The following is a 19100-nucleotide window of genomic DNA, read 5'->3' on the forward strand; positions in this document are numbered from 1 at the left end:
TCGTACCCGCTCTGCCATTGACCCCAAGGACTACCATCATGATCCGCGATGACCGTATCGCTCCAGACGGCTACACCACCCCGGTCTACCATGACCACGCCACGACCGCGCCGTTGCTCAAGCGAATTTCGTGGAGTGCCATTCTGGCCGGTGTGGTACTGGCCATGGTTGTTTCGCTGTTGTTGAACCTGCTGGGCACGGCCATCGGTACGGCCACCATCGATCCGATGCAGGAAGCCAATCCGCTGTCCGGGATTGGCACCGGTGCCGGCATCTGGGTGGTCGTCAGCGCCGTCATTTCGCTGTTCGTAGGTGGTTGGGCTGCGGGTCGTCTGGCACAGCGCGAAGGCGCGTTCCACGGTCTGCTGGTATGGGCAAGCGTTTCGCTGATCACCGTCTACCTGGTGTCCAGTGCAGTCACCGGTGTCGTCCGTGGCGGCCTGAACCTGGCCGGCAGCGGCATGTCGGCGCTGGGCAGCGGTATCGCCCAGGTGGCTCCAGCGCTGGGCGACAAGATCCAGGATCAACTGCGCGCACAGGGCATCGACTTCAACCTGGACGATATCCAGGGTGAAATCGAGTTGGCCATGCGTCAGACCGGCAAAGCCGAACTGAACCCGGACAACGTCAAGCAGGAAGCTCAGGCTACTCAGCAGGATGCTCAGAACACTGCTCAGCGCAGCGCCGAGAATCCTCAGCAAGCCGACAACCAGTTGGGTGGTCTGATGGACCGCATCAAGGCCAAGGGTGACCAGGCTTGGGATGCTGCCGACCGTCAAGCACTGGTCAACCTGATCAAGGCTCGTGGCAACAAGACCGACGCCGAAGCCAACCAGATCGTCGATCAGGCTCAGGCCAGCTATCGTCAGGCTTACGCCAAGTATCAAGAGCTGAAGGCTCAGGCCGAGCAGAAAGCCCGTGAAGCTGCCGAAGTGGCTGCCAAGCGTGTTTCGCAAGGCGCCTGGATCCTGCTGATCACCCTGGTGATCTCGGGTCTGGTATCGGCCGGTGCCGGTGTACTGGGTCGTCGCACTCAGCCACCTGCCAAGGTTGTTGCTGCGGTCTAATCAACCGCCCGCAATACCACGGTTATAGAAAAGCCCGCGCTGACCTGGTCATCGCGGGCTTTTTCTTGGGCTACGAATATGCGATTCGAAGCCAGTAACATTCGACTGAAGAAAGGCTAGCCCAGTAGGCTTTCGTAGGGAATGTTCATCCCGACATGCAGGCGCTTGATCATCGCAAGACTCAAGGAGCGTTTGGCATTCAATACCTCAGACACACGCCCACTCGAGCCGATGAAGGGCTCCAGATCGCGCATACTCAGGCCTTGCTGGTCCATTCGAAATTTTATCGCTTCGATAGGATTGGACGGGCCGATAGGGTAATGCTGGTCCTCGTATTTCTCGATAAGTATCGCGAGGACTTCCAATTCGTCGGCACTAGCAGTACCGGGCTGCGCACCCCACAGCTCCTCCATGCGAACAAATGCCTTCTGAAGGTCTGTCTCGCTACGGATGGGTTTGAGATTCATCAGATGGTCTCCACGTCGATCTGGTCATACTGGGCATGAGTGCCAACGAACTTCAACCATGCAATCTGGTGGTTGTAGTCGATCGCTACGACCAGGCGATATTTGTTGCCTGCTATGTTGAAAACGACCCTGCCTGCTTTGATGATGCTCGCTGTGCCGATCTCAGCTTTTAGCGCCTGAGGGGTAAGCCAGTTGGCGTTGATCATGAGATTGTGCCACTCGATCAACGGCCGTTGCGCGTCACCGTGTCCGCTCCGCTCCCAGAATTCCCGCAATGTTCGCTTGGCAATGACTCTCATGATAAATGCGGATCTCCCTTTTTGGGAGGATTTTCTGGATCAATTGCATGAGGGTCAAGTGTTGTTCTGGTGCCGCATGTGTCCCGACCGATCCCTTTGCACCGCCGGTACTGTCGCTGAGCCAACAGCAGAAGGACAGGTTGCACGATAACGATCGCTGCGCTGCTATCGCGAGCCCAGCCTATGGGGTTTTACCTTTGGCACGATAGCTGCTGAAGCCCCCTGCGAGCGCGACTATACGAATAGAGGCTCCTTCTCTTTTCGTAGCGTTCAGGAGCTTCATTCATGGGTTCAACATCGGGCCGCAAGCCCAGTGGTTCATATCGCGCTTTTGTATCGAGCAGCGTGACATTGTTCACCGCCACCAGTTTGGGTCTGGCCCACGCGGAGGATACCCAGCTGTCCACGGTGATGGTGACGGGCGCGGCGCGCAGCGAAGCGCAAAAGGCCAAGGTCGAACTGGACAAGACCCCCGGTACCACCGCGGTCGTCGACATGAAAGAAGTCGAGAAAGGCCGTGCCTCCAATGCCGAAGACGTACTTGCGCTACAACCGGGGGTGTTCGCGCAGGCCACCAGCGGCACCGGTGCCAACAAGATTTCGATTCGCGGTTCGGGTTTGAATACCTTCTATCAGGGCTATGCCCTGGGCATCAAATTCCTCTACGACGGACTGCCGATCACCGGGCCGGGCGGCACTCAGGAAGACCTGCTGAACATGGCCGCAGTCGATCACACCGAAGTGCTGTACGGCGCCAACGCCTTCAAGCACACGGCGCTGTCGCTGGGTGGCGCGATCAACTTCGTCAGCCGTACCGGACGCACGTCCCCAGGCAACTACGCACGGTTCGAAGTCGGCAGTTTCGGCTACCGCAAGCAGCAACTGAGTACCGGTGGCGTGGTCGGCGACAGCGACTACTACGTCAGCGTGCTGCACAACGAACGCGACGGCTATCAGGACAACACGGCCAACAAGGGCCGCGACCTGATTGCCAACTTCGGCCATGTGTTCAGCCCCAAACTGGAAACGCGTTTCTTCCTGCGCTACCGCGAAGAACAGCTCACCAACGGCAACACCCTGACTCGAGCCCAGCTCAAGCACGATCCGCGCAGCAACGACGTCCCCACTGGTCGCAAGAAGGATGGCACCACCTTGCTGGGCAGCAACACCACCTACAGGTTCGACGACGACTCGACCCTGGAAGTGGGCCTGGGTTACAACGACTACCCGTTGCTCAACGGCTGGCGGTATTCGGTCTCGCCGCAGGACTGGCGCTCGAAGGACACCAGCGTGGTGCTGCGCTATCGCCGCGCCCATGATGAGCTGTTCGGCCTGCCCAGCGACAGCAGCATCACCTTCAGCAATACCCTGGCCTACCTGGGCGATGTCAAATCCCACAGCCGCAGTACCGGGCAACTGTTGCAGTACACAAAGTACACCGGCTCGCGCGACAGCGTGCTGGCGCTGGGCAACGAGTTGCAGCTCAACGACAGAACCTGGCTGTCCACGGGGCTTTCTTTCATCAACATCAAGCGCAAGGCCGAGATCGAATACACCACCGGGGTGAACACCAGCGAGTTTCCCGATGGCGTGAACTACTCCGAATGGGACACCGCTCCGCGGCTGGGCCTTCGTTACGAACTGACTCCAGACATCCAGCTGTTCGGCAACGTCAGCCGCTCCATCGACCCGCCCGTGACCTGGCAGCTGGGCAGCACCGGCTCGCCGTTCATACGCGACGTCAAACCACAGAAGGCCACCACGGCCGAGCTGGGCGTACGTGCCAGTGCCGGGATTTTCGATGGCAGCCTGACCTTCTATCGCTCGTGGATCGATGACGAGATTCTGTCCGTGGTGGTGCGTCAGGCCTCCGCCAGTCAAGACCAACTGGTGGCTTCGTCCAACGCCAGCCCGACCATTCACCAAGGCGTCGAGGCGGGCTTGAATGCACTGCTGTGGGAAGGCGACAACGGCGACACCCTGAACCTGCGCCAAGCCTACACCTTCAACGATTTCTACTATCGCCACGACAACACCTTCGGCGGCAACGAACTGCCCAGCCTGCCACGCCACGTGTACCAGGCCGAGCTTCAGTACCAGCAGGCCGGAGGCTTTTACGCCCAGCTCAACCTGCGTTCGGCCTCTAGCTATTTCGTCGACTACGCCAACAGTTTCAGCGCACCGTCCTACACCATTCTCGGCGCCCGCATAGGCTTCGAAGCCCCGAGCAGACGCTGGGACGTGTTCCTGGACATGCGCAACCTGACCGACGAACGCTACGCCACCGCAGCCAACACCACCTACGACGCCCGCGGGCAGGATTCCGCCAACTTCTATCCGGGCGATGCGTTCAATGTCACCACTGGCGTTGCGTTTCGGTTTTGATTGACCGATTCTGCATGGCGCATCGGGCGCCGAATGGCTTTGGTGCACCACTCACACGGACGTTACGCGGACCGATCCAGGACGAGGCGATCACATGCAGGAAACGGAATTCAAAGCGTTTGAACTACAAAGCGGGCAGGGCAAGGTTCAGTTCATGGATGTGCAGACACCGCTGCTGACGCCACATCTTGAAATAGTCGCCCCGAATGTTGCCCTGGCACAGCTCTTGGCGGATGCCTTGAACGCGAGTTACGAAACCCATCGTCTGTTTCTGGTTTGGAGCCGGCCACGCTGGGAGCTGACCGATACGCTGGACACCCTGCAGCGAGCGCAGAGCGATTTCGTCCGCCACGATGCGGAGAAAAAGTTCTTCCTGCTGACTCGCGAGCACCCGCAGCAACTGGTGGGGTGTATCGGCTTCACCCCCAAGGCCGATGGCTCCCACGAAATAGGCTATTGGGCGAACCGATCATTTCAGGGCCGGGGTTTGATGCGCGAGGCATTGACGGCACTGATTGCCCAGTTGCCTGGAACACGTTTGTACCTGACTACGTCTTCTGCCAACGCCGCTAGCCGCCGGCTCGCGGAGTCGGTCGGGTTTCGCCTGGTTCGTACCTTGATCGGTGATCGTCGATCTGATGTCTTCGGGGTGTGTGACACGCTGGTGTTCAAGCGTGGCGCCGCTGATTGGTTAAGAGAGTCTTCCTGCGCCGCCGATGACTGCTCGTGCAGGTAAATATCGTCAATGCCAAATGACAAACGTTAATACTGTCCAAGTGTTCGTATCTGGGCAGTCGTCCATCAGCAAGTGTGTGCTGGCAGCCACTTGGCCGCTCTAATGTACGGTTTTAACGCGTTTCAACTGCTCAATAGCTGGCACGCTCTCTGCTATCACCCTGTTGCCAATAAATAAGCACCGGCTTTTTTCAGGGCGGTGTTATATGAGTCAAGCAGGAGCAGGGAATGAACGGGGAAGTCATTGCAACAACCACGGCACGCAGTCGCTTGCCGTCGGCGCTGGGCGCTGGGGCGACATTGCTGTTTATCGGCCAACTGCATGCCGCACCAGTCAGCGAATCGGCCGAGCAGAAGCCGACCAGTCAACTGAGTACCGTAGTTGTTCAGGGTGCCAGACTGGACGAGAACCAACGCGCCGAAACGGCTTTGAAGGAAGTGGCAGGCGGGGTCAACTATGTCGATTCCGCGACCGTTGAAAAGGGGCGCGTGTCGACCAGTACCGATATCTTCGCGCTGCAGCCCGGTGTAATCGCCACCCAGGGCGGCGGCAGCAACGACGGCACACGGATTTCCATTCGTGGGTCGGGTATCAACAAGGGCGTGGGTTATTTCCGCGCCGGCATCTTTTACCTGTTCGACGGCCTGCCGGTGTCCGGGCCCGGCGGTACCCCCTACGAACTGTTCGAACCGCTGGGTCTGAGTCATACCGAAGTGCGGCGCGGCGGCAATGCTTTCGATATCGGCTCGTTGTATCTGGGGGGTGCAATCAACTACGTGACCAAGACCGGCTACAATTCCGCGCCCTTGCAAGTGCGCTACGAGGCCGGTAGTTACGGTTATCAAAAACGTCAGATCAGTTCAGGGCAAGTGCTGGGGCCGCTCGACTATTACGTCAGCCTCACCGACTCGGCGTCGGACGGCTTTCAGGATCAGACCCAAGGCAAGAGCGCCGGGTTTGTCGGCAACGTCGGCTACCAGTTTTCGCCGCAGTTGAAATCCCGTCTGTACTATCGCTACCGAACCACCGACAACGAGACGCCGGGTTATATCACCCGCGCGCAACTCAAGGACGATCCCGAGCAGGCCAACCCGGCCAGCGTGAACGTGCGCGCCCATCGCAAACAGCCGGGCTCGACCTGGGTCGCGAGCAAGACCCAGTACACCTTCGATGACGATTCCAACCTGGAAGTAGGATTGGTCTACCACGACTATCCAATCGACGCGCGACAGGGTGTCAATCGCACGGCCTGGGGCTTCAGCGATTACTCCGCCAGTTTGAAATACGACCGTCTGGACACTTTGTTCGGCAAGAACAGCATCACCCGATTCAACGTGCTGCGTACCGAGCATTTGAATGCCTATGCCAAGACCAAGGTGCGGATTCCTTCCGGTATCACCGCCAACCTGCCGTCCGGCGCGTTGGTGCGCAAGGCCGAATACGAAGGCTCCGATACCGTGTTGAGCGCCAGCAATGAAACCGAATGGATCGACAACACACTGTGGTTGAGTGCAGGACTTTCCGCCGTGGAGTTCCAGCGCAAGGCCAAGGTGTCGTATCCGGTGGGTGGCGAGGCGGACAACCCCAACAACCCCATCGAAAAGAACGACTGGGAGTTTGCGCCCAGGCTGGGGGTGCGTTACCAGATCAACCCCAGCTGGCAGCTGTTCGGTAACCTCAGTCGCACGGTTGAGGCGCAGCAATCGTGGGCCTACGTGTCCGGTGCGCAGGTGTTCACGTCCGGGCCGGCCACCGGGCTCAATTCCGGTGGGCAGAAGCTCGAACCGCAGATCGCCGATACGTTGGAGTTCGGTACCCGTGGGCAGTTGGGCAACAACACTTGGGACCTGACGTTCTATCGCTCCCATGTGCAGGACGAACTGCTCTCGGTGATCATCAGGGAGGCGACTTCCAGCGCCGATGCATTGACCTCCGAATACAACGCCAGCAAGACCATTCATCAGGGTGTGGAGCTGGGTCTGGATTCTCTGCTGTACCAGAACGACGGCGATGCGTTGCACCTGCGTCAGTCCTACACCTACAGCGACTTCTTCTACCGTGACGACGAGCAGTTCGGCAGCAATCGGTTGCCGGGTATTCCCAAGCACAACTATCAGGCTGAGCTGCGTTATGACTTCAGCAATGGCGTGTATGTGGGGGTGAACACCTACTACGCTTCCAAGACACCGATGGACTTTGCCAATACCAAGGATGCCGGCTCCTACAATCTGTGGGGCGCGATCCTGGGATGGGACTCGCCGAAGAAGGATTGGAATGTCTATCTGGACCTGCGCAACCTGACGGACGAGAAGTACGCCGCGTCCATCAGTCCGGCGTTCAATGCCGGCGGCAATGATGTGCGGGCAATCATCCCAGGGGATGGGTTCGGCGCGTATGCAGGGGTGCAGTACAGTTTCCGGTGATTCGATGCCTGCATAGGAGCGGTCATCGGCCGCGAAAAGGGCGCTGCGGTGTGTCAGGCATACCGAATCGCGCCCTTCGCGGCCACGGACCGCTCCTACAGGGTCATTTGCCTATCGCGGTAGGAGCGGTCATCGGCCGCGAAAAGGGCGCTGCGGTGTGTCTGGTGTATTGCGGGACCTTCTTCGCGGGCAGAGCCCGCTCCCATAACGATGATAAGTGTTGCTGGAACAGCAGTCATTAAGCAGTTGCGGCCATTTCAAACATCCAGCCGCTACCTGATATCAATGAAATTCCCTGTTCAGGGCACTTGGCGATTGGCACGAACACTGCAATCTACAACGTTATCGATGACGTCGCAGACCTCATCACTCGAGTCCGACTATACCAATAGAAGCTCGCCTTATATTCATTGGGTGGGAGCAACACATTTGAAGTTACATGCCTATACGCCGTCGTTGAACAGTCGGCGCAGTACCGCCTATCGCTATACCGAATTCGCTTCAGGCCTGAGTGCCTGCCTGTTGTTCACTGTCGCTCCTGCCTTCGCCGATACACCAGAGCAACGCTTGCAAACGGTCACTGTGCAGGCCGCCAAGGCGACACCGGTCGAGCAATCCCGTGCGCAGCTCAAGGAAGTACCCGGGGGCACCAGCCTGGTCGAACAGGCCGAGGTCGACAAAGGGCGCTCCGCCAGCCTCGAAGACACCCTGGCTTACCAGCCAGGGGTGTACGCGCAGTCGGCCGGTGGCAACGACGCGGTCAAGATTTCCATCCGCGGCTCCGGCGCCAACGCGTCTCCGGGTTACTTTCGCGAGGGCACCAAGTTTCTCTTCGACGGATTGGCGTTGACCGGCGCCGGCGGTACGCCGTACGAGCTGCTGGACGGGCAGGGCTTGCAGTACACCGAGATCCTGCGTGGCGCCAATGCCTTCGAGTACGGCGCCTTGTCTCTGGGTGGCGGCATCAATTTCATCACCCATACCGGCTACAGCGCGCCGGGCAGCCAGATCAAACTGGAAGGTGGCAGTTTCGGTTGGCAGAAACAGACCCTTCGCACCGGCGGTGTGGTCGGTGATGCAGACTATTTCGTCAGCGTCGACAACGCTCGACGCGATGGTTATCAGGATTACACCTTCAGCAAGTCCAAGGGAGTCGTGGGTAACTTCGGCTACCGGTTCAATCCGAAACTTCAGACGCGTCTGATCGTGCGCTACCGCGAGGAATTTCACGAGAACGCCGGTGCGCTGACGCGCGCCCAGCTCAAGCACGACAGCACCCAGACCAACGCGGCCACGCGCGCCAGCCGCGGCGACTCGACCAAACGCGGCTCAACCTGGGTAGCCAGCAAGACCACCTACACCTTCGACGACGACGCCACCCTGGAATTCGGCGTTGGGTACCACGACTATCCGCAGATCTTGAACCGTCGCAGCACGGTCAACCCCAACTACTGGGACTGGAGCGACATCAACGCATCGCTCAAATACACCCGCTACGACCAACTGTTCGGCCTCGACAGCACTACCACCCTGGGCTTCACCAGCACCGAGCACTTGAACGCAGGCGCCAAGACCTATCGCGGCGACAAGGACCTTGGGCTCCTGCAGAAAAACGTCAAGTACGACGGCTCCTTCGACCATGTGTTCACCGTCGGCAACGACCTGGGCCTGACCGATCGGTTGTACCTGACCACCGGCGTCTCGGCGATCCAGATCAAGCGCGACATCGACGTGTCTTTCAGCGATCGGCCCAACACCAGCGGCTTTCCCACGCGCTACGACTACGACGACTGGTCCCTGGCACCGCGTGCGGGACTGCGTTTTGAACTGACCCCAAACTTGCAAGTGTTCGGCAACGTCAGCCGCTCCGTCGATCCGCCCAGTTCGTGGTCGATCTCCAACTCCGGGGTGACCAACAACTACATCAAGCCGCTGGTACCACAAACCGCGAACACCGTGGAATTCGGTGTCCGCGGCCAGTCCGAGCGTTTCGACGGCAGCCTGGTGCTGTACCGCTCCTGGGTCAAGAACGAGTTGCTGACCACCCAGATTGCCGCCGCCACCGGCACCAGCGCGGCGATTGTCTCGACATCCAATGCCACCCCGACCATCCACCAAGGTATCGAAGCGGGCCTGACCACCAAGCTCTGGCAGGGCAGCAACGGTGATGTACTCAGCTGGCGCCAGGCCTACACCCTCAACGACTTTTACTACCGCCACGACCCTGCCTTCAGCAAGAACGAGTTACCGGGCCTGCCCAAGCATATCTACCAGGCCGAACTGCAATACCAGTACGCCAATGGTTTCTACGCCGGCGTCAACGTTCGCTCCGCGTCGAGTACGGCGGTGGACTACGCCAACACGTTCAACGCACCGTCGTACACGATCTTCGGCGCACGCCTGGGATACGACGCGCCGAGCAAGAAGTGGCAGGCCTACGTGGACCTGAAAAACCTCGGCGACAAGGATTACGTGACCGCCATCGTACCGGGCTACAACGCTCAGGGGCAGGACACCGCAGCGCTGTATCCGGGGGACGGCTTCGGTGCGTTCACCGGCGTGACCTACAACTTCTGATGGCTGCCCGACCCATGACCTCGACCTTCTTCGGCTGCGCCTTGATCGGCGTGCTGTTCACGCTCTCGGCCTGCTCGCCCGCTACCGATGCGCCAGCCACGCCGGTGGCGCAGGCACCGAGCACCGACGGTATCGTCAATGGCGATCTGATCAGCTACCCCGCTTCCGACTACCACGAAGAGGAACCCGGCAAGCGCGGCGGGACGCTGCGCGTGACCACGGCCGCCGACACCGGCACCTTCGACGTCCATTCGATTTCCCATGGCAACGTGCAGTGGTTGGGGCGAGTGTTGTACGACTGCCTGGTTTACCAGGACGAGGAGGGCAGGGTCTCGCCCTGGCTGGCAAAGTCCTGGGAAGTGTCCGAAGACGGCAGGACCTACACCTTTCACCTGCGCGAGGGCGTGACCTTCAGCGACGGGGAGAAATTCAATGCCCAGGCGGTGAAGATCAACCTGGAACACATGCGCGATCCCGCGACCAAGTCGCCCTTGGCGGCAGCCTATATCGCACCGTATGACCAGGGTCGAGTGATCGACGAGTACACCTTCCAGGCGACTTTGCGCGAACCCTATTCGCCGTTTCTCGACGTGCTCGCGCAGTCCTGGCTGGGGATGATTTCGCCCAAGCAGATCCTCGAAGCACCCAAGTCGATCGCCGAGCACCCCGTAGGCTCCGGGCCGTTCGTGCTGCAAAGCTATACCCGCGACCAGGGTGCGGTGTTCACCCGTCGCCCCGGCTACGACTGGTCGCCACCGGTGACTCGCCATCGAGGCGAGGCCTACCTGGATCGCATCGAGCTCAGCTTCGTGCCCGAGGCGATGATCCGCTTCACCTCACTCCAGGCTGGGCAGTCGGACCTGACGCTGGATGCGCCGCCGCAGAACGCCAAGGCCATTCGCGCCTCCACCGACCTGACCCTGCGCAGCCGAATTCGCAAGGGCAACCCGTTTCGCAGCCTGACGTTCAACGTCGAAAAGGCGCCGTTCGATGACGTGCGGGTACGTCGCGCGGTAGCCAAGGGCATCGACCGCGAGGGCCTGGCCTGGATCATCGGGTTCGGCGAATACCGGGTGAAGGCGGATTTTCTCGCCGCCAACACGCGCTACTACGACCCCACGTACAAGGATGTGCTGGCCTACGACGTCAAGGCCGCCAACGCCTCGCTCGACGACGCCGGCTGGACCGCGCGCGACGAGCAGGGCTATCGCACCCGCAACGGTGAGCGGCTGGGCGCGACTCTGCTGGCAACCGAAAGCGCGAGCTTCTCCAGCAGTGTTGCGGTGGCGATTCAGGCGGACCTGAAGAAGCTCGGTTTCGAGTTGCGCATCGAACTGCTGCCGCTGGCCCAGGTTACCGACCGCCGTTATGCCGGCAACTTCCAGGTCATGGGCGGTGGTTACTGGCACACCAACACCCCGGACGGTCTGTACATCCTGTACCACAGCGATTCCATCACTTCGGAAAAACGCATCGGCCAGAACGGCGGGCGTTTTCGCGATGCCGAACTGGATCGACTGTTGGCCGCAGCCCGACGCAGTCATGACACGGCTCGTCTCGAACGGCTGTACAGCAAGGCCCAGCAGCGCATGGCCGAACAGGTGCCGGTGGTGCCTTCGTTCGAGAGCCATGTGCTGGTCGCCTACTCGAACCGCCTTGCCGGGGTGATTTTCGACACCTCGCACAACACGGTCTTTCTGCCCAGCCTGTGGCTGCAAACGGAGGCGAAATGAACACTGCTCTGCGCAAGGTGCTCTGGCGCCTGCTGGCTGGTGTCGGCGTGCTCTGGGGAGCCGCGACCCTGACTTTTCTGGCCATCAACCTGAGTGCCGGTGACCCTGCACTGGCCATTCTCGGCGGTCCGGAATCCATGCCGACCCCAGAGATGATCGTGCGGGTACGCGCCGAATACGGCCTCGATCAGCCGCTGATCGTGCAGTACGGCCACTATATCGCTCGCTTGGCTCAAGGCGATCTGGGCGAGTCCTACCGTCTGCGCATTCCGGTCACCCGGGCTATCGGCGCACAGATCGGCGCCACCGTGCAGCTGTCGATCTGCGCGGCGCTGGTAGCCGTGATCCTGTCGGTCATCAGTGCGATCACCACGGCCAAGCGCAGCCCATGGGTGCGCTCGCTGGTATCGGGATCTGAGCTGGTGTTGTCGTCGGCGCCCTCGTTCGTCATCGGCATTCTCCTGCTGCTGGTGTTCGCCTTTCACTGGCACGTGCTGCCACCTTCGGGGTCGGGTAGCTGGCAGTCGTTGATCCTGCCGACCCTGGCGCTGGCCCTGCCGATTGCCGCCGTACTGACCCAGGTGTTGCGCCAGGAGCTGGAAGACATTCTCGACCAGCCTTTCATTGCCATGGCCCGCGCCCGCGGCATGTCCGAGACCGGTGTGCGCCTGCGCCACGCACTGCGCCATGCCCTGGTGCCGCTGGTGACCCTGGCCGGTTTCGTCTTCGCCAGCCTGCTCGGCGGGGCGGTGGTGGTGGAGCTGCTGTTCTCCCGCCAAGGCATCGGCCGGCTGATGCTCGATGCGGCCAATGCCAAGGACGTGCCCATGGTGCTGGGCATCACCCTGTTGGCAGCGGCGATCTATGTGGCGGTGAACCTGGTGGTGGACCTGGTGAACCACTGGATCGACCCGCGAGTGAAGTCCGCATGACCCGAATTTTCACGGCTGCCAGGCGGCCCGATGACGCAAGGAAAAGACCATGAGTGTTGAACAGCGTACCGGCGGTTTCCCGCTGGCCCCCGACTATGCCCGCCTGCGGGCCCCCTTTGCGCCAATCTTCACGCGCATAGAGGAGACTGCACTGGCCCGCGAACAGCAGCGCGAACTGGCCTTCGAAGCGGTGAGCTGGCTGCGCGAGGCCGGTTTTGGTGCCTTGCGTGTGCCAAGCGAGCAGGGCGGCGCGGGCGCCACCCTGCCGCAGTTGTTCGAGCTATTGATCGAGCTGGCCGAGGCGGACTCCAACCTGCCGCATATCCTGCGCGCGCATTTCGGCTTCGTCGAAGGCCGCCTGTCCCGCGATGAAGCGGAGTCCCAGGCGTACTGGCTGGCCAAGGTGGTGGCCGGTGACCTGTGGGGCGCGGCCATGGCCGAGCGCACCGACACCAGCAAACAGAGCGTGACCCTGACGGCCGACAGTGAGCAGAGCTGGCGCCTGGACGGCAAGAAGTTCTACTGCACCGGCGCCCTGTACGCCGACTGGATCGCCGTGTCGGCGCTGACCGGTGAAGACTTCGTCAGCGTCTCGGTGCCCACCACCGCGCCAGGCGTGAGCCGCGACGACGATTGGGACGGTTTCGGCCAGCGCCTGTCGGGCAGCGGCACCACGCGTTTCGACAATGTCCCGGTGCCGTCCGAGTACGTGTTGCGTCGCTATGCGGCCGGCGAGCAGCGTCCCGAGTCCTATATTTCTGCCTTCTATCAGCTGTTTCACCTGGCGACATTGGCCGGCATTGCCCGTGCGGTGCTGCGCGACGCCAGCGAGTTCGTCCAGGGCCGGACCCGTGCCTTCGGTGTGCCGGGCCAGTCCAGTCCCAAGGACGATCCACTGGTGCAGCGTGTCGTCGGCCGCCTGTCGAGCCTGGCCTATGCCGCGCAGACCCAGGTACTGGCGGTGGCGCAGGTGCTGCAGAACGTCCACGAAGCCGAACGCGCCGGGCAGGCCAGTGAAGCCCACTACACCGAGGCCGAGGTGCGCGCCTTTCAGGCTCAGCAGATCGTTCTGGAGCAGGTACTGGAAGCCACCACGTTGTTGTTCGAGGTGGGCGGTGCATCGGCCACCAGCCAGTCGCGGCGCCTGGACCGGCACTGGCGCAACGCGCGCACGCTGGCCTCGCACAACCCGGCGATCTACCGCGAACGGGCGCTGGGCAACTACTACCTCAACGGCATCAGCCCGAATGCCGCCTGGCGCGCCTCGCAGGCCGAGCACGCCGCCGCCCGATCCGAACCGGTCGCTGCTCTGCACGATGAAGCCAGCGCCGTCTGAACCGCCTTCAAGGAACCGCCATGAGCCCCAAACCGCAAATGAGCATCGGCATGAACATCCTCGGCTTCGGCTCGCACTCCGCCGCCTGGCGAATGGGCGAGGTGCCGGCCAATGCCTACCTGGATGCCGAGTACTACTGCAACATCGCGCGCATCTCCGAGCGTGGCACGCTGGACGCGATCTTCCTCGCCGACGGTCCGGCATTGGGCGGCGACGTGGCGCAGCACCCGGCCGGGCGCCTCGAGCCCACGGTGCTGCTGACGGCCGTGGCCCTGGCTACGCAACGCATCGGCGTGATTGCCACGGCATCGACCACCTATAACGACCCGTTCAACCTGGCCCGGCGTTTCTCTTCGCTGGACCATATCAGCGGCGGCCGAGCGGCGTGGAACGTGGTGACCAACGCTGGCGATGCCGCCGCGCAGAACTTTGGCCTGGCCGGTGCGCCGCTGCACGTGGACCGCTATGCACGCGCCGACGAGTTCATCGACATCACCCTCAAGCTGTGGGACAGCTGGGAGGACGACGCCATCATCGGCGATGCCGTCAGCGGCCGTTTCGCCGATCCGGCCAAGGTGCACACGCCCGATTTCGTCGGCAAACACTTTTCGGTCAAGGGTCCGCTCAACCTGCCGCGCTCGCCCCAGGGCCGGACGGTGTTGGTGCAGGCCGGCTCGTCCGAAGGTGGCAAGGCGCTGGGCTCGCGTTATGCCGATGCGATCTTCACCACCCAGACCACCCTGGAAGACGGCCAGGGCTTCTATCAGGAGATGAAACACCGCGCCCGGCAATGGGGGCGCAACCCGGCGCACCTGAAGATCATGCCAGGGCTGTCGACGGTGATCGGCAGCACCGAGGCCGAAGCCCATGCACGTTTCGATCGCCTCAACGATTTCTACGGCGAAGAAGGGCTGCTGTATCAGGTGGCCGCGCGGGTGGGGTTGAGCGTCGCCGAGTTGGACCCCGATGCGCCGTTGCCCTGGGACAGGATCGGCCCGGTGGCATCCTTCGAGCGCGGCTCGCACGGGTTTCTCGAAGCCCAGCTGAACCTGGCGCGCCGGGAAAACCTGAGCATTCGCCAATTGTCGCGGCGCATTCTGGTCGGCCACCGCTTGCTGGTCGGCACCCCGGAGCAGGTCGCCGACACCCTCGAACACTGGTTCCTGGCCGGTGCTGCCGACGGCTTCAACATCATGCCGGACATGTTTCCGTCCGGCGTCGAAATCTTCGTCGATGAGGTGGTGCCGCTGCTGCGTCAGCGCGGTGTGTTCCGCCACGAGTACACCGGCCACACCCTGCGCGATCATCTGGGCCTGCCGTATCCGGCCAGCCAGTACGCACGCAGCGCCTGAACCTTTCATGCCCGCACCGGACCGATTCGAACCATGAAATATCGCACCCTTGGCAATACCGATCTCAACGTCAGCCTGCTGGGCCTGGGCACCATGACCTGGGGGCATCAGAACAGCGAGCAGGACGCCCATCGGCAACTGGATCTGGCCCTGGCGCACGGCGTCAATCTGATCGACACCGCAGAGATGTACCCCACCCCGACCCATGCCGAAACCTGGGGCAGCACCGAGCGCTTCATCGGCACCTGGCTGCAGCGCAGCGGGCGCCGTGCCGACATCGTGCTGGCCAGCAAGATCATCGGCCCACCGCGCCAGCCGGGCACCGGCGGGCATATCCGCGACGGCCTGACCCGCCACGACCGCGCCAACATCACCGCAGCACTGGACGGCAGTCTCAAGCGCCTGCAGACCGATTATCTGGACCTCTACCAACTGCACTGGCCCGATCGCACCACCAACATCTTCGGTCAGCGTGAATACCCTTACGTCGACGACAGTGGCAGCGTCGCCATCGAAGAAACCCTGGAGGTGCTCGGTGAACTGGTCAAGGCCGGCAAGATCCGTCACATCGGTGTCTCCAACGAGACCCCTTGGGGCGTTGCACGTTTTCTGCAGCAGGCCGAGCAGCGCGGCCTGCCGCGCATCGCCAGCGTACAGAACCCCTACAGCCTGTTGAATCGGCTGTACGAAGGCGGGCTGTCGGAGTTCAGCCATCGCGAAGGGGTAGGGCTGCTGGCCTATTCGCCGCTGGCGTTCGGCACGCTTACCGGCAAATACCTGAACGGCGCGCGACCACAGGGCTCGCGGCTGACGTCGGTGTATCGCACCTTCAACCGCTACGACAGCGAGTCGGCCAGCCGCGCCATCACTGCCTACGTGCAGTTGGCCAATGACTATGGCTACACCCCTGCGCAATTGGCGCTGGGCTTCGTCGCCCGGCAGCCGTTCGTCAGCAGCGTGCTGACCGGGCAGACCAGCGAAGCGCAGTTGCAGGACAACTTCAGTGCGCTGGACATCGAGTTCACCCCGACCCTGCTGGACAAGATCGCCGAGATCCATCGCGCGACCCCCAACCCGGCGCCTTGATCGGTACCTGCCCTACGGAGAATCGCCATGGCAATCAGCTCATCACTCACGGTGCTGGGTCCGGTACCCGCAGGCACGCTGGACGCAGGCATCGATCGCCCTCGTGCGCGCACCCGGCTGCGGCCGGGACTGGTGCTGGCCGGCGCGTTCGTTCTGCTGCTGATCGTGGCAGCCATCGCCCCAGGCCTGCTGACCACGGTCGATCCACTCGACGCTGTGGCACGCCATGCGTACCGAGCGCCCGACGCCGTGCACTGGTTGGGCACCGACGAAAACGGCCGCGACGTGCTCAGCCGCCTGATCCATGGAGTGCGTCCGTCGCTGCTGCTGGGCTTGGCGGCCACGGCCATGGGTTTGGCGCTGGGCACCTTGCTTGGCCTGGTTGCAGGCCTGGGGCCGCGCTGGCTCGACGCCGCAGTGATGCGTGCGGTGGACGTGCTGCTGGCGTTTCCGGATCTGTTGCTGGCCTTGGTGATCATCACCTTTTTTGGCCAGGGCACGTTGAACCTGATCATTGCCGTCGGGATCGCCAGCGTGCCGCGCTACGCCCGCCTGGTGCGTGCGCAAACCCAGGTGGTGCGCGGTGCTGGCTACGTGGAAGCGGCGACGACGCTGGGCCTGGGTCGCGCGGCGGTGATCTGGCGACACGTGCTGCCCAATGCGATCAAGCCGATTCTGATCCTGGCCACCATCGGTATTGGCGGCAACATCACGGCCGGCGCGGCGTTGAGCTTCCTGGGTTTCGGCGCGCCGCCGCCCGCGCCGGAGTGGGGCACCATGCTCGCCATCGGCCGCAACTTCCTCGCCAACGCATGGTGGCTGGTGGCCTGGCCGGCGCTGGCGATCACCTTCACCGTCATCTCCATCACTGCCATTGGCCGTGAACTGCTGCGTCGCAGCGAAGGGAAACGCTTATGAATGCCATCGTCAATCCGCCGCAGCCGCTGCTCGACGTGCAAGACCTGCACGTGGCGTTCAGCGCCCACGCGCAACCGGTGATCCGCGGCATCAGCTTTCAGCTGGCCGCCGGTGAGTGCCTGGCGCTGGTGGGCGAGTCCGGCTCGGGCAAGAGCGTCACTTCGCGTACGCTGGCCGGACTCACCGGCGCGCATTCCGAAGTGCAGGCCCGGCGCTTGTCGTTCGCCGGGCATGATCTGCGCACGTTTCGCGAAAAGGACTGGCTGCAGTTGCGCGGCGCCCAGTTGGGTTTCGTCATGCAGGATGCGTTGGGGGCGCTGGACCCGCTGCGGCGAGTCGGTCAGGAAATCGCCGAGCCGTTGCGCCTGCACACCGAAATGAAGCGCCGGCAGCGCGAGTTGCGAGTCATCGAGCTGTTGCGTTCGGTCGGCGTTCCCGAGCCCGAACTGCGCGCACGCCAGCATCCGGGCCAGTTGTCGGGAGGGCTGCGCCAGCGCGCGTTGATTGCCTCGGCCATCGCCTGCAACCCCCGCTTGCTGATCGCCGACGAACCCACCACGGCGCTGGACGCGACCGTTCAGGCGCAGGTCATGAGCCTGCTCGAATCGCTGCGCGGCGAGGACACCGCCATGCTCATCGTCAGCCATGACCTGGCGGTAGTCGCGCGCCTGGCCACGCGCATAGCAGTGATGTACCGCGGGGTGATCGTGGAGCAGGGCAGTGTCGATCAGATTCTGCGCGACCCTCGCCATCTCTATACCCAGAGCCTGTTGGCAGCCGGTACCGCGGTGCATTTCCGCCGCGCCTACGGCGACTCGGCCGCGGCCGCTGCGACGCCTGCAGCCGGTGAAGTCCTGCTGCGAGCCGAGCACCTGAGCAAGTCTTTCCAAGGCCCGGACGGGCGTGTGCGCACGGTGGTGGCGGATGTTTCCCTGCGCCTGGAGCGCGGCCGTACGCTGGGTATCGTCGGCGAGTCCGGTTCGGGCAAGACCACCCTGACGCGAATGATTCTGGGGCTGGAGCGTCCCGACAGCGGCGACGTGTGGATCGACGGCCAGCGCTGGTCCGATCTGGACAACGCCCAGCAAGCTCGGGTCCGGCACAGCATTCAGGTGGTGTTCCAGGATCCGCTCGGCTCGTTCGATCCGCGCTATACAGTGCAACGGGTCTTGTTCGAAGCGCTGCAAGTGGCGGGGCATCCACGGGCGACCTGGGACGCTCGGGCCGAGCGTTTGCTGGCGCTGGTGAAAATGGATGCTGCGGTGCTCGATCGGCGGCCCATCGAATTGTCCGGCGGGCAGCGTCAACGCGTTGCGATCGCCCGCGCGCTGGCGGCCGAGCCACAGATTCTGGTGTGCGACGAGCCGGTGTCGGCGCTGGACGTGTCGGTGCAGGCGCAGATTCTGCAATTGCTCGACGATCTCAAACACCGGCTGGGGCTGGCGTGCCTGTTCATTTCCCATGATCTGGGGGTGATCAACCACGTCAGCGACCACGTGCTGGTGATGAAGGACGGCGAAGTGGTGGAGGCGGGCGCAGTGCGCCAGGTCCTCGACCGGCCGCAACACCCTTACACCCAAGCCCTGCTCAGCGCCGTACCGACCTTGCAGACCGGCGCCTTGCGCGCGCTCACCTATCTGCCCCTGGCGATCTGAGCCGAGCCCCTACACGGTCCGCTCGCCACACCGGACGCGGCTGGCGCCGCTGCTACACGATCCGCTCGCAACACCGGACGCGGCTCGCGCCGCTGCTACACGATTCGCTCGCCACACCGGACGCGGCTCGCGCC

The 19100-nt window shown here is 62.6% G+C and carries 14 protein-coding genes; 12 read left to right on the forward strand and 2 right to left on the reverse strand.

Features of this window, described 5'->3' with window-relative positions; genetic code table 11:
• The first annotated feature begins 38 nt into the window (after nucleotides 1-38).
• Nucleotides 39-1067, forward strand: a complete 1029-nt coding sequence (locus H7993_RS01150) for a hypothetical protein (protein WP_122715619.1) — start codon at nucleotides 39-41, stop codon at nucleotides 1065-1067.
• Between the two features lie 116 nt (nucleotides 1068-1183).
• Here the strand turns inward: H7993_RS01150 and H7993_RS01155 are convergent, their stop codons facing one another.
• Both H7993_RS01155 and H7993_RS01160 read right to left on the reverse strand, forming a co-directional pair.
• Nucleotides 1184-1534 (reverse strand): helix-turn-helix domain-containing protein, encoded by a 351-nt coding sequence (locus H7993_RS01155; protein WP_185793153.1) that lies wholly within the window; start codon nucleotides 1532-1534, stop codon nucleotides 1184-1186.
• On the reverse strand, nucleotides 1534-1833 hold the full coding sequence (locus H7993_RS01160; protein WP_185793154.1) for a type II toxin-antitoxin system HigB family toxin: 300 nt from the start codon (nucleotides 1831-1833) through the stop codon (nucleotides 1534-1536). Before H7993_RS01160 ends, H7993_RS01155 begins: the two co-directional genes overlap by 1 nt.
• A gap of 285 nt (nucleotides 1834-2118) precedes the next feature.
• Between H7993_RS01160 and H7993_RS01165 the strand changes: the two genes are divergently transcribed.
• The 11 genes from H7993_RS01165 (at nucleotide 2119) to H7993_RS01215 (ending at nucleotide 18966) form a co-directional block, all read left to right on the forward strand.
• Complete coding sequence (locus H7993_RS01165) at nucleotides 2119-4218, forward strand: TonB-dependent receptor family protein (RefSeq protein ID WP_185793155.1); 2100 nt, start codon at nucleotides 2119-2121, stop codon at nucleotides 4216-4218.
• A gap of 94 nt (nucleotides 4219-4312) precedes the next feature.
• Complete coding sequence (locus tag H7993_RS01170; protein WP_185793156.1) at nucleotides 4313-4954, forward strand: GNAT family N-acetyltransferase; 642 nt, start codon at nucleotides 4313-4315, stop codon at nucleotides 4952-4954.
• A 227-nt stretch (nucleotides 4955-5181) separates the two neighbouring features.
• Nucleotides 5182-7377 (forward strand): TonB-dependent receptor family protein, encoded by a 2196-nt coding sequence (locus H7993_RS01175; RefSeq protein ID WP_185793157.1) that lies wholly within the window; start codon nucleotides 5182-5184, stop codon nucleotides 7375-7377.
• 429 nt (nucleotides 7378-7806) lie between these two features.
• Entirely contained in the window at nucleotides 7807-9954 is a 2148-nt protein-coding gene (locus H7993_RS01180; RefSeq protein ID WP_240998762.1) for a TonB-dependent receptor family protein, read from the forward strand.
• Nucleotides 9955-9968: 14 nt separating this feature from the next.
• On the forward strand, nucleotides 9969-11687 hold the full coding sequence (locus tag H7993_RS01185) for an ABC transporter substrate-binding protein (RefSeq protein WP_185793158.1): 1719 nt from the start codon (nucleotides 9969-9971) through the stop codon (nucleotides 11685-11687).
• Complete coding sequence (locus H7993_RS01190) at nucleotides 11684-12619, forward strand: ABC transporter permease (RefSeq protein ID WP_185793159.1); 936 nt, start codon at nucleotides 11684-11686, stop codon at nucleotides 12617-12619. The genes H7993_RS01185 and H7993_RS01190 overlap by 4 nt, the downstream gene beginning before the upstream one ends.
• Before the next feature lie 49 nt (nucleotides 12620-12668).
• Entirely contained in the window at nucleotides 12669-13955 is a 1287-nt protein-coding gene (locus H7993_RS01195) for an acyl-CoA dehydrogenase family protein (RefSeq protein ID WP_185793160.1), read from the forward strand.
• Nucleotides 13956-13975: 20 nt separating this feature from the next.
• On the forward strand, nucleotides 13976-15307 hold the full coding sequence (locus H7993_RS01200) for an LLM class flavin-dependent oxidoreductase (protein WP_185793161.1): 1332 nt from the start codon (nucleotides 13976-13978) through the stop codon (nucleotides 15305-15307).
• A 33-nt stretch (nucleotides 15308-15340) separates the two neighbouring features.
• Entirely contained in the window at nucleotides 15341-16393 is a 1053-nt protein-coding gene (locus H7993_RS01205; RefSeq protein ID WP_122799810.1) for an NADP(H)-dependent aldo-keto reductase, read from the forward strand.
• Nucleotides 16394-16420: 27 nt separating this feature from the next.
• Nucleotides 16421-17311, forward strand: coding sequence for an ABC transporter permease (locus tag H7993_RS01210; protein WP_185793162.1), 891 nt, complete (start codon nucleotides 16421-16423; stop codon nucleotides 17309-17311).
• Entirely contained in the window at nucleotides 17308-18966 is a 1659-nt protein-coding gene (locus H7993_RS01215) for a dipeptide ABC transporter ATP-binding protein (protein ID WP_185793163.1), read from the forward strand. Before H7993_RS01210 ends, H7993_RS01215 begins: the two co-directional genes overlap by 4 nt.
• Nucleotides 18967-19100 lie beyond the last annotated feature (134 nt).

The sequence above is a fragment of the Pseudomonas baltica genome (assembly GCF_014235765.1).
Lineage (GTDB): Bacteria > Pseudomonadota > Gammaproteobacteria > Pseudomonadales > Pseudomonadaceae > Aquipseudomonas > Aquipseudomonas baltica.

Bases quoted from the DNA above. Each gene is read 5' to 3' on its own strand.
- H7993_RS01150 (WP_122715619.1), top strand. From the start codon at position 39: ATGATCCGCGATGACCGTATCGCTCCAGACGGCTACACCACCCCGGTC.
- H7993_RS01155 (WP_185793153.1), bottom strand. From the start codon at position 1,534: ATGAATCTCAAACCCATCCGTAGCGAGACAGACCTTCAGAAGGCATTT.
- H7993_RS01160 (WP_185793154.1), bottom strand. From the start codon at position 1,833: ATGAGAGTCATTGCCAAGCGAACATTGCGGGAATTCTGGGAGCGGAGC.
- H7993_RS01165 (WP_185793155.1), top strand. From the start codon at position 2,119: ATGGGTTCAACATCGGGCCGCAAGCCCAGTGGTTCATATCGCGCTTTT.
- H7993_RS01170 (WP_185793156.1), top strand. From the start codon at position 4,313: ATGCAGGAAACGGAATTCAAAGCGTTTGAACTACAAAGCGGGCAGGGC.
- H7993_RS01175 (WP_185793157.1), top strand. From the start codon at position 5,182: ATGAACGGGGAAGTCATTGCAACAACCACGGCACGCAGTCGCTTGCCG.
- H7993_RS01185 (WP_185793158.1), top strand. From the start codon at position 9,969: ATGACCTCGACCTTCTTCGGCTGCGCCTTGATCGGCGTGCTGTTCACG.
- H7993_RS01190 (WP_185793159.1), top strand. From the start codon at position 11,684: ATGAACACTGCTCTGCGCAAGGTGCTCTGGCGCCTGCTGGCTGGTGTC.
- H7993_RS01195 (WP_185793160.1), top strand. From the start codon at position 12,669: ATGAGTGTTGAACAGCGTACCGGCGGTTTCCCGCTGGCCCCCGACTAT.
- H7993_RS01200 (WP_185793161.1), top strand. From the start codon at position 13,976: ATGAGCCCCAAACCGCAAATGAGCATCGGCATGAACATCCTCGGCTTC.
- H7993_RS01205 (WP_122799810.1), top strand. From the start codon at position 15,341: ATGAAATATCGCACCCTTGGCAATACCGATCTCAACGTCAGCCTGCTG.
- H7993_RS01210 (WP_185793162.1), top strand. From the start codon at position 16,421: ATGGCAATCAGCTCATCACTCACGGTGCTGGGTCCGGTACCCGCAGGC.
- H7993_RS01215 (WP_185793163.1), top strand. From the start codon at position 17,308: ATGAATGCCATCGTCAATCCGCCGCAGCCGCTGCTCGACGTGCAAGAC.